This window comes from Stenotrophomonas sp. 169, assembly GCF_014621775.1.
Classification (GTDB): domain Bacteria; phylum Pseudomonadota; class Gammaproteobacteria; order Xanthomonadales; family Xanthomonadaceae; genus Stenotrophomonas.
Map to the genome: position 1 here is coordinate 1,842,520 of NZ_CP061204.1, position 10,759 is coordinate 1,853,278.

The window sequence follows — 10,759 nt, forward strand, 5'->3', positions numbered from 1 at the left end:
CAGCACATCGGAGAGATGGCCGAGCGGTTTAAGGCACCGGTCTTGAAAACCGGCGAAGGGTCAAACCTTCCGTGGGTTCGAATCCCACTCTCTCCGCCAGATACACAAGACGCCCCGAAAGGGGCGTTTTGCGTATCTGACGGAGAGAACCAGGTGCCGAAGCGACGCGGGTTCGACGGATTCGCCAGGAGCGAATCCGGACAGCCGAATGGCTGGCCCTGGAGCGCACAGCGCGGAAGGGTTGGGTGCATGGACGCACCCAACAATCCGACTTGGTCTTTCAGCACGACCCGGGCTCGGCAATCGCTCAGGCCTTGGCAAAAGCCCTCGGTCTGCCGGTGCCATATCTCCACGCTAGCTCCGACACGCTGGCCGAGGTTATTCTGTTGGTCTCAAACTGCCCCTGTCTAAGCAGAAGTCGGCGTTTCAGCGTTTCGGAGATATGGTTGTCAGGGAGGAGACTGGACGTTGAAGACAACGATCTTGGAGCTGCAGATCTGCGTTGCGTCAATCGGTTCCCTGCTGTCAAAGTTCTGTTGGTTCATGTCAGCAAAATTGCAACGCGAATAGATTGATGCTCCCAACGCCCCGGAGCACTTCTCCAAGACAATGTTGTTCTTGTCAGCTGACATGGAACTATTGGGCTGCCCTCGGCGCTTTTTGCACTGGGGCAGCATTGGTCCTTTCCGCGTTGTTCGAAGACTAACCTGGGCACCAAGGATTCGAGCGGTACGGCGGTTGCTCGGAGTTGGTCTCAAGCGATTTCAGACAGTAGTGATTACTTCGTCCTCGCTGAACCAAGCATTGTTGAGGATGAACTTCTTTACCCGCATGACGTCTTCCGTATAAGCGACCAGTGCAAGGCTCTGGGTGGCGCGACTGGCGGTCACATAAAAAAGTCGTCTGGTTGCCTCTAAGGTCTTTCCCTCCGCTTTTCGACCGAAGAGATCTTCATACTTAAACATGAAGCCTCGTGCCTCTCCATCATCCATGATGACCATCACTCGTTCGAACTCCAAACCTTTCACCCCTTGATGGGTATCAAAGCGCGCCTTTCGAGATAGATAAGTGGCCAAAGGACTGATTTGTGAAAAGGGAGTGGCTAGCAGGTCGTCGATGAGCTTCCGACGGACATCGTCGTCGCTCACCTCCACGTCATCGCTTGTCTCTTCCTCGGAGGCAACCGTCCACGCAGCAAGTCGCTCTGGAACTTGGAGGAGATGTTGTTCGGAAACCCGGATAAGGATCTCCTGAAGAGTCGGATCTCGGCCATCCGCCAGGAGGCGCGCTAGTTCATCTACAGCTGATCGGGCCTCTGCAAGCTGGGATTTTCCAGGAGAGCCCTTGAGCTTCTCAACGCTCAGAAGTGGTGAGAGCGTCTTCAGTAGCCGCATCACAGCGAATCTATCGTCTCGCTGATGTGCATTGACCAATGGCAACACTTGGTCCGTAAAAAAAGTTGCTAATGGTTGAGTCCCATTCAAGAGGCTTGTCGAGTCGATCTCGTAGAGCGCGACGAATGCGTCCAGACATCCCAGCCTGGCGGCTGCCATCCTATGCTCAAGAGTGAGCGTCTTTACTGCATCGCGTTGCAGCCATTGCTGATCCAAGCTTAGTTCAGCCATTCTTGCAGCGACACGGTCCTCCAACCCCGGCTTATCCTCGATGCTGGATGGGACAATGAAAAGGCGAACCGTGCCTTCGCATGCGTCCGTCCTGGCTTGCTGCTGGTGAGGGTCGACAGTGCTTCGGACCCTGTTAAGAAGGCTCACGACGCGTTTGGGGCATCGATGGTTCATTTGCTTCCCAGGCGTCGCCCACGTGGAGGGAAGAGCAGTTCCAAGTCCTTCCTTACCGTCAGCATAGATTTGCTGCATCGTGTCGCCGATCAGGCCAAGCGAAAATGACCCGGCTTGCTTAGCTGACACCTCGAAGAGCGCATCGATCAAGTGCCGATTTGTGTCTTGGCTCTCATCCACCAGAAGAATAGGGTAGCGGCCAACAAAAATGCTCTGCATACGGGGCTTGGACTGCAAAAAGTGAGCCGCGATGCGTATCACCTCGGCGTGACTCAATGCATCACGTGTTCGATTAGTCCCAGCCGGGCTGTAGATGAACGTTTTTATGCTGGGCAAGCTGTCGAGGCGCTTAGTGGCTGCGACTATCTTGAGCTTTCGGTCATCAGAGGCCTTACCTGCACGACCCTTCGCCTCTTTCTCTCGTAGGTCATCCAGGTCTTCAGATATCTTGACCCCTAACCATTGCCGTATGTCGTGGTTTAGCCCTTCGATCAACGACCAAGCAAAGCTGTGAATCGTCCGGACGTCGAACAGTGCATCGAATTGAATCCTTCGCTTGATCTCATCGGATGCCGCATTTGTAAACGTGATGACACCGACTCGCTTGCCTTGACGGCGGAGCCCTTCACCCCAATTGGCCTGAACATGCTCCAGTGCCGCCACCAATGAGCGCGTCTTTCCGGACCCAGCACCGGCGAAGAGAAAGAAGCTTTTTGGGTTTTCCGGATTGAGACATTGTGCAATCAGCGCATCAGCAGGCTGATCGGTATCGTTTTCGTCGGAGTGGTGTGCCTCGTTCACGGCTTCACCTCGTTTGGGGTCGCTGCGGCATCGCTGGTGGACACAGGGTTCAGTGGTGTTTTTCCCGCGACATCGTCCTCTTTACGTTTTAGCTGAGCGATAAGCCAAAGAAGACCTTTGTGGATGTAGTCTGGAAGGCCGACTTGGTCCAGGTCGCTGCTTTCGAGCAGCGTCATTGAGAATTCCGCCTTATCGCCGGTCTTCAACGCGGCCTGGATGCTGCTGGAGAGCTCCGGGACAGTCTTCGCTTTTTCGATTGACTCCCGGATCCTTTTGGCCAATCCCGCGCCTTGCAACGATCTGAAGAACTCCAAGTTCTGGTACACCAGGGCATCCTCAAACGTATTCGCAATCGCCTCGACGCCTTTGCTCTCCCCTAAGTCAATTTTGACGGGCTGTTGATATGCGACGCGGAAGCCGAATCCACTTCCATGCACTTCGGTAAGGGATGATCCAGCCCCTGTTTCATGGACACCCGGTTAAGTGATTTGATATCACAACTTGAAGGTGCCCAGATGATCAAGAAGACGACCAAGAAGAGTGCTCAGAAGCCCGCGCCGCCGCCGACCCGTAAACGCTATGGCGAGGAGTTCAAGGTGCAGGCGCTGGAGCGTGCTCGGCGCGATGGTGTAGCCCAGGCTGCGCAGGACCTCGGCCTGCAGGCTCAGCAGCTCTACACGTGGCGAGCCCGCGCACAGGAGAGGGATTCGCTCAGCGAGGAGCAACGCACGGCCCAGGCGGACCTGGCCAAGCTCAAGCGCGAAGTGGCGCGGTTGTCCGAAGAGAACGACTTCCTAAAAAAAGTGGCGGCGCACTTCGCCAAGGGTTCCAAGTGAAGTGCGCCGTGATCGCTGAGCACGTTGGTGAGCACCCGGTAGCTCTGATGTGTCGTGTGCTTGCGATTTCCCGAACCGGCTTCCACGCATGGCATCGCCGCAAGCCCTCGGCCAGAGCACAGCGGCAGTCAGAACTGGATGTCCAAGTGCAGGATGCATTCGTGACAGCCAGACGCCGTGAAGGCGCGCAGCGGTTGAGTCGAAGGCTCCGCCGAGGGCGCCGTCAGGTCGCCGAAAGTCTGCACCGGCAAGGTCTGCGCGCCAAGGCAGCACGTCGATACAAGGCAACGACCAACTCTCGGCACAATCTTCCGGTGGCTGAAAACCTGCTCAATCAGAACTTCCGCACCGAGCGGCCAAACCAGGCCTGGGTCAGCGACATCACCTATATTCAGACCGACGAGGGCTGGATGTACTTGGCTGTGGTGCTGGACCTTTACTCCCGCAAAGTCGTAGGTTGGGCGATGGACAGTCGCATGACCGCGACGCTGGTGTGCGACGCCCTGCTGATGGCTCTTTTCCGGCGCAAGTTCCCACGTGGTGTGATCGTACATAGCGACCGCGGCTCGCAGTACTGCTCGAAAGAGCATCGGAGCTTGCTGGAGACCTACGGCTTGGTGCCCAGCATGAGCGCCAAGGGCAACTGCTATGACAACGCCGCGATGGAGAGCTGGAACCACAGCCTGAAAGTTGAGGCCATCCACGGCGAGCGCTTCGCCACACGCGAGCAAGCCAAAGCCGAGGTGTTTGACTACATCGAGGTCTACTACAATCGATCACGCCTGCACTCGACCTTGGGCTACGTCAGCCCGGATCAGTTCGAGCTTGAAAATATAGCTTAACCCCGTGTCCATGATTGGGGGGCTAGATCAGGATGCCTCTGGCATATCGAGCAATAGGTCAATGGACTCTTCCTTGGGAGCCCAAGTTTTTATCGTTTGGTTCCTCGACGACTGCCCCGCGGATCGCGCCGGAACTGCCTTAGAGCCGTCGGCCGTCTTTGCATCCAGGTCCGTCACTATCAGGGTGTTGAGGCCCAGTTTGGTGAGAAGAGGGCGAAGGCGATGAGCGTGGCTGCCCCCGATTTCCAACCAGGTGAGGTATCGATGCCTGAGATAAGCGTAGGGTTCGCGACATTGCACCATGTGGGGGACCACTATCCGCTCTGCAGGTCCCTCAACGAGGATCGCACCATCGGCGAAGAAGAGATCGCAATGTGTGATCTTTAGGTAACGCTTCACAAAGCGGGTCGTGTCGTCATCAGTGCCAAAGATCTTAGAGAGATTGACAACCTGAGAAACGGGGACGGAGCCCTTCACCGCCTTGACCGGCATGCGGCGGAAATAACGTAAGGAAGTGAAGTCAGCTTCGTGTGCCAGATGGCTTGAGTGAGTGCTGACCACCATTTGGGTATGAAATTCGCTGGAGTCGCCTAAGCTCTCATGCTTTCGGAGCACCGCGTAGGCGTGGGCGATGAAAACCTGTTGAACCTGAGCGTGGAGATGGGCTTCTGGCTCTTCCACCAGGACTAAGTGGAGCGGGGGGATGTTGTCGTCTGCCGCCCATGCTTGTTTCGACGCCTTGCCGACTCGCATCCACCTGTCGCGGAAGCTCATCAGCGCGAACACCATCGAAACCAGGTTCTGGTAGCCCAGTCCGTTGGAGTCCTCAGGTAAACGATTGGAAAAACCTACCTCCGCCAGATGCGTGGGGACCTCATAGTGCACAGCAGACCCATGGTTCAGAGCATCCAGGGGGCGCAGGTCCGCAGCGAGGCGCAGCTTTGGGTCGGTCAAGCCCGGATAGCCCACAGTTTCGAGCTCCTTAAGCGCTGACTCGAAGGAGTCTGAAAGCTGCTTGCCGAAGGCCACCCGAGCTTGGTGTAAGGCCTGAAGCGCCTTCAGGTCCTTTTCTTCAGGTTGGTCGAAGGGGTCCAGATGTTGTGAGTAGTAGCCGCGGAGCTGAGTAGAGAGCTTTTTCCCCAAACGCACAGTCTCTGCATCCAAGTCGTCGTCGCTGGTGCTGCTGGACGCGGCCCATCCGAGTCCACGCTGCGCGCTGATCTCGTCGATGCGTATCAGTCCTTTGAACGGGTCTCCTTTAAGCGGTTCACTGTCGACGGGCAGGGGCTGCGGATTCGCACACCCGTCATCTGGGTCATCCAACAGCGCTGGATCCAGCAGATAGGCCTTGACCTCAAACGTCGATCGAAGTCGTCGTGAAAGGAACTCAATCATCGACTTCGGCCACAGTGAAAAGGGATCATCACTGTCGTCCGGGCCTGAGGCTGCGGCCATCACGCTTTTTGTGGCAGATCTTGCGTTGAGATACTCACGCTTAAAGTCGTCAGCGTTCCTGGGTTCGTATCGAAGGCGGACGCCGATGGCGCTGCCGTCCCAATCCAGCGTTGGAAGGATCCCTTGGACGTAATGAAGTTGGTTGTCAGGAACTTGCAACCAGACATCTAGCGACGGCGAGATCGAGCCCCAGTCGAAGTCTGTGGGCTCACCATCCTCCGATTCTGTCTCCCAAGCGCTCCCCAGCTCGTTGATGGCCGGCCAATGGCTCAGCGTAAAATCGTTGATGTTGAAGTCGCGCTGATCAACGAGGAAGCGTCGCATGGCAACCATCGCAGATGTCTTTCCGCTATTGTTGGCGCCTACAAAGACTGTCGATTCCTTCGCAATATCTATCCTTGTGGCAAGTAGTTTTCGAAAATTCGCCACTTCAATGAAGTCAATGTGCACTTGTACTCCTTCCGGCAGTGCTAGGCCAAAATGCGGACTGACGGCCCGAATATCATTACGTGAGTCGTCCTGGTCGTGGGGTGATTCCCACCGACTTTAGCGGGTAGGGAGGTGCGGCGAAAGTGGCGAGCGGGATGTGCGGCAACGTGGCTCGGGCGGTCACCCAAATCGTAGTCGGCCCTCTCCAGCTTGGAACACTGTCGAATGGGACTGAATTATGTCCCGGACGGAATTTGAGCAGGTTACGGTCCGCGCCGCATTCTATGAGGCTGTGGTGGCGGTCGTTTGAAGGACTATTGACAACAGCACTCGCCGCACTCAATCTCCGCGACGGGGACACGCGCGCTCACTGTGAAGCGCGCTACAGGGATGACATGTCACACGGAAATGCGGCGCTGTCGGTCGTGGGTGATGGGGTGGTCGAGGGTGAAGAGATTAGCCTGGCGTTACGCGGGCTGGTCCTGCTCGCTCAGTTTCATGGAATTGCAGCGGATGCCGGCCAGTTGGCGCACGAATGTGCGTCAGATGATGCGCGTGTGGATGACACCATGCTTGTGTTGCTCGCACGGCGGTTGGGCCTGAAGGCCAAGATCAACAAGCTTTCCTTGGATCGGCTGGCAATGGCGAACCTGCCCGCTCTAGTGTTTGGCGCGGAAGACGACGCGTTCATTCTGGCGCGGATCAACGGTGAACAGGTCTTGATCCACGACCTGCGCACCAAGCGACCGCAGACCATATCGTTTGAACAGCTAACGCAGCGTTACGCTGGCCGAATCTTGCAGGTGGCCTCTCGTGCTTCTGTGTTGGGTGATCTGGCCCGTTTTGATTTCAGTTGGTTCATCCCAGCGGTAGTCAAATACCGGAAATTGCTGATGGAGGTATTCATCGTCTCCTTCTTCATCCAGCTGCTGGCGCTGGTTACGCCGCTGTTCTATCAAGTGGTGATGGACAAAGTCCTCGTGCATCGCGGACTAACAACGCTGGACGTAATCGCCATCGGCCTAGTGTCGATCGCCGTGTTCGACGTAGTGCTTAGCGGGCTGCGGACTTACGTGTTCGCGCACACGACCAGCAAGATCGACGTGGAACTCGGCGCACGCCTGTTCCGGCACATGCTGGCTTTGCCACTGGCCTATTTCGAGTCGCGCAGGGTAGGGGATACCATCGCGCGGGTCCGCGAGCTTGAGAACATCCGTAACTTCCTGACGGGGCAGGCGCTGACCTCGGTCCTGGACCTGTTCTTTACCGTGGTGTTTCTCGCGGTGATGTTCTACTACAGCGGCTGGCTGACCCTGATCGTCGTGTTGTCGCTGCCGCTATATGCGCTCATCTCGGCAGGCATCACACCTGTGCTACGAAAGCGCCTCAACGAGAAGTTCGCACGTGGCGCCGACAACCAGTCGTTCTTGGTGGAAACCGTCAGCGGTATCAGCACCGTCAAAGCGATGGCTGTTGACCCACGCGTGACCCGCACGTGGGACAACCAGCTCGCTGGTTATGTGAGTGCCGGCTTTGGGGTAACCAAGGTAGCAACCGTGGGCCAGCAGGGCGTGCAGCTGGTGCAGAAGCTCGTCAGCGTGGCGATACTTTTCTGGGGCGCGAAGATGGTCATCGATGGCAAGCTGAGCCTGGGCCAGCTGATTGCGTTCAACATGCTGTCTGGCCAAGTGTCAGCTCCCATTATTCGCCTGGCGCAGCTGTGGCAGGACTTCCAGCAGGTGGGCATTTCCGTTGAACGCTTGGGCGATATCCTCAATACCCGGACCGAGCTGCCGGGCAGCCGCCTTGCACTTCCACCGATCAAGGGCCGCGTTACATTCGAGCGGGTAGCGTTCCGCTACCGCCCCGATGCCCCCGAGGTGCTCTCGGGGATCGAGCTCGACATCGGCGCGGGGGAAGTCATCGGCATCGTTGGGCGTTCCGGCTCCGGCAAGAGCACGCTGACTAAGCTGGTGCAACGTCTCTACACCCCCGAACGCGGCCGCGTGCTGGTTGATGGGCAGGACTTGGCATTGGCTGATCCGGCTTGGCTGCGCCGCCAACTCGGTGTTGTGCTGCAAGAGAACTTTCTCTTCAACCGCAGCGTCCGGGAGAACATCGCGTTAAGTGACCCGGGCATGCCTTTGGATCGGGTGATCCAGGCTGCCACACTGGCCGGCGCGCATGAGTTCATCGCAGCACTGCCCGAAGGCTATGACACTAAGGTGGGCGAACATGGAACTGGGCTGTCGGGCGGCCAGCGCCAGCGCATCGCGATCGCGCGAGCTTTGATCACCGATCCGAGGATCCTCATCCTCGATGAAGCCACCAGTGCGCTCGATTACGAGTCCGAACATGCGGTGATGAGCAATATGCGTTCGATCTGCAAGGGGCGCACGGTGCTGATCATTGCCCATCGCCTGTCCACGGTCCGCCACGCCAATCGGATCGTGGTGGTGGAAAAGGGACAGATCGTTGAGAGCGGGACGCATGACGAGTTGGTTATGCGACCCGGGGGGCACTACGCCCACTTGTACCGATTGCAGCAGGGCATTGCATGAAGCACATCCGCGATGGCATCGGTGACTTCATTAAGCGTTACCGTACGGTGTTCGGTGCGGCGTGGAAGGCGAGGCGAGAGATGGACCCGCCGCCTCGCGGCGACGACGAGCGTGCCTTCTTGCCCGCCCATTTGGAACTAATCGAAACGCCGACATCGCCGACGGCGCGGTGGACCATGCGAATCATCATCGGCATGTTCATTGTGGCCATAAGCTGGGCGACCCTCGGTAAGTTGGATATCGTGGCGGTCGCGCCGGGCAAGACCGTGGTGGATTCACGGACCAAGGTGGTGCAGCCGGCGGAAGTTGGCGTGATACGGCAGATCCTAGTGCGCGATGGCCAAGCCGTCCAAGCCGGCCAAGTGCTAATCACCCTGGATGCCACGGCCACCGGTGCCGACGTCGCAAAGGCCGGCGATGCGCTGCTCAACGCGCGCATGACCGCTCTGCGCCTGCGCGCCCTGGGGGTCGCACTAGACACCGATAGCGCCCCGCAGGTCAGTGCGGAGGTAGACCTTCCCTCGGCCCGGGTAGAGGACGAACAGGCCTTGGCGCGTAGCCAGTATGAGGCGCTGGAGGCGCGCCGCCACAGCCTGCAAGCGATGATTGCCCAGCGCCGCGCGGAGCTTGCCACTACCCTGGCCGCAGTGCAGCCGCTGGAGGAATCGGCACGCATCTCCAAGCTGCGCGCCGACGACTATCGCGGCTTGCTCGATGGGAATTACGTAGGCCGGCACGACTACCTGCTGCGTGAGCAGGAACGCATCGCCGGCGAAAGCGACCTGGCCACCCAGCGCAACCGTGTGCAGGAAGTGCGCTCGGCCCTGCTGGCCGCCGAGGAGGAGCTCCGAGTGCTGGTCACCGATTTCCGCCAGCAGACCCTGGACGGCCTGCGCGCGGCGCAGGAACAGATCGGGCAGATGGCCCCCGAAGTGTCACGTAGCGGCCGGCGCGACCACCAGATGACCCTGCGCGCCCCAGTTGCCGGTACCGTGCAGCAGCTGGCGGTACATACCGTTGGCGGCGTTGTGACTCCGGCGCAGCCACTGCTGGCCGTAGTGCCCAGTGAGGAGGCGTTGGAGGTGGAAGCCGCCATCCTCAACAAAGACATCGGCTTCGTCCGGACCGGGCAGGCCGTGACGGTCAAGGTAGAGAGTTTCCCCTATACCCGCTATGGCTACTTGACCGGCAAGGTGGTCAGTGTGTCTCACGATGCAATGCAGGACGAAAAGCTTGGCTTGGTGTTTCCAGTACGGGTGAAGCTGGACAGGTCCGTGCTGCAGATCGATGGGGTCAGCGTTCGCTTGAGCGCCGGCATGAACCTCAGCGCCGAGATCAAGACCGGCAAGCGGCGGGTGATCGACTACCTGCTGAGCCCATTGCAGCAACATACTACAGAATCGCTGCGCGAGCGCTGAGCTCCGGGCACTACAACTACTTGGGAAAGCGGGCATGTTCGAAGGCATGAATCCAGATCAGCAACAGCGGGACGAACAATGGCAACAGGTTTCTCGTTTGTTCAAGATGGCCATGTGGCTTAGCGCATGCCTTGCGCTGGCCGCAGAAGCGATCCACCGCCTGCCGATGGTCAAGCAGCTGATAGAAGATGAGCGCGCTGATGACGCGCGTGCATGGGTGTACGTGGCTCTGATGTACCTGGTGTCCGTGCCCCTGCTTTTTCTTCGTATGCGCCGTGCGCTGTCCGGGTTCAAGCCGCCGGACAATAGCCTGTCCACCCGGGTATTTGTCGCAAGCGCGGGCGCTTTGATCTGCATCGGCCTCATCGTGCTACCGGTTATCGTTCTTGAGTGGGGTCCCAGCGCCGCACTTCGGGGACAGAGCCTCTATCACCTCCTTTCGGGAAATGTACTTGGCACGGCGCTGGTTGGTGGAGTACTCGGCTACGGCGCAGCCCTGGCCGCATGGATGCTTTTCTGCGGCGTGCCCAAGGTTGTTCTGCGGTAGCGGTAGATGCGTGGCTTGGCCGCCACGGACGTGCGCACAGGGGGGGGAAGTGCCAGCTAATTGAGGCGGCG

At 58.5% G+C, this 10,759-nt stretch carries 7 protein-coding genes, 1 tRNA gene and 1 pseudogene; 6 read left to right on the forward strand and 3 right to left on the reverse strand.

Features of this window, described 5'->3' with window-relative positions; all coding sequences use genetic code 11:
- Nucleotides 1-9: 9 nt before the first annotated feature.
- Together ICJ04_RS07955 and ICJ04_RS18525 are read left to right on the forward strand one after the other, a co-directional pair.
- Nucleotides 10-99, forward strand: a tRNA-Ser gene (locus tag ICJ04_RS07955).
- 212 nt (nucleotides 100-311) lie between these two features.
- Nucleotides 312-472, forward strand: a pseudogene (locus ICJ04_RS18525) (XRE family transcriptional regulator); the annotation flags it as partial.
- A 292-nt stretch (nucleotides 473-764) separates the two neighbouring features.
- On the opposite strand, the gene ICJ04_RS07960 reads toward ICJ04_RS18525, so the two are convergent.
- Both ICJ04_RS07960 and ICJ04_RS07965 read right to left on the reverse strand, forming a co-directional pair.
- On the reverse strand, nucleotides 765-2,600 hold the full coding sequence (locus tag ICJ04_RS07960; RefSeq protein ID WP_188326971.1) for a UvrD-helicase domain-containing protein: 1,836 nt from the start codon (nucleotides 2,598-2,600) through the stop codon (nucleotides 765-767).
- Nucleotides 2,597-2,926: a hypothetical protein gene (locus tag ICJ04_RS07965; protein ID WP_188326972.1), complete on the reverse strand. Its 330-nt coding sequence runs from the start codon at nucleotides 2,924-2,926 to the stop codon at nucleotides 2,597-2,599. Before ICJ04_RS07965 ends, ICJ04_RS07960 begins: the two co-directional genes overlap by 4 nt.
- 189 nt (nucleotides 2,927-3,115) lie before the next feature.
- Between ICJ04_RS07965 and ICJ04_RS07970 the strand changes: the two genes are divergently transcribed.
- A protein-coding gene (locus tag ICJ04_RS07970) for an IS3 family transposase (protein ID WP_188325893.1) occupies nucleotides 3,116-4,278 on the forward strand; the annotation gives its coding sequence in 2 pieces (ribosomal slippage) (nucleotides 3,116-3,386 and nucleotides 3,386-4,278; 1,164 coding nt in all).
- Between the two features lie 27 nt (nucleotides 4,279-4,305).
- Here the strand turns inward: ICJ04_RS07970 and ICJ04_RS07975 are convergent.
- Nucleotides 4,306-6,183, reverse strand: a complete 1,878-nt coding sequence (locus tag ICJ04_RS07975) for an AAA family ATPase (protein WP_223203010.1) — start codon at nucleotides 6,181-6,183, stop codon at nucleotides 4,306-4,308.
- Nucleotides 6,184-6,557: 374 nt separating this feature from the next.
- Here ICJ04_RS07975 and ICJ04_RS07980 point away from each other — a divergent pair, with 374 nt between their 5' ends.
- The 3 genes from ICJ04_RS07980 to ICJ04_RS07990 are packed head-to-tail and all read left to right on the forward strand — an operon-like array spanning nucleotide 6,558 to nucleotide 10,688.
- Complete coding sequence (locus tag ICJ04_RS07980; protein WP_188326973.1) at nucleotides 6,558-8,723, forward strand: type I secretion system permease/ATPase; 2,166 nt, start codon at nucleotides 6,558-6,560, stop codon at nucleotides 8,721-8,723.
- Complete coding sequence (locus ICJ04_RS07985) at nucleotides 8,720-10,141, forward strand: HlyD family type I secretion periplasmic adaptor subunit (RefSeq protein ID WP_188326974.1); 1,422 nt, start codon at nucleotides 8,720-8,722, stop codon at nucleotides 10,139-10,141. The genes ICJ04_RS07980 and ICJ04_RS07985 overlap by 4 nt, the downstream gene beginning before the upstream one ends.
- 34 nt (nucleotides 10,142-10,175) lie before the next feature.
- Entirely contained in the window at nucleotides 10,176-10,688 is a 513-nt protein-coding gene (locus ICJ04_RS07990; RefSeq protein ID WP_223203011.1) for a transporter, read from the forward strand.
- Nucleotides 10,689-10,759 lie beyond the last annotated feature (71 nt).

What these genes read in the sequence shown, in the direction of transcription:
- ICJ04_RS07980 (WP_188326973.1), top strand. Translation starts at nt 6,558, where the DNA reads ATGTCACACGGAAATGCGGCGCTGTCGGTCGTGGGTGATGGGGTGGTC.
- ICJ04_RS07985 (WP_188326974.1), top strand. Translation starts at nt 8,720, where the DNA reads ATGAAGCACATCCGCGATGGCATCGGTGACTTCATTAAGCGTTACCGT.
- ICJ04_RS07990 (WP_223203011.1), top strand. Translation starts at nt 10,176, where the DNA reads ATGTTCGAAGGCATGAATCCAGATCAGCAACAGCGGGACGAACAATGG.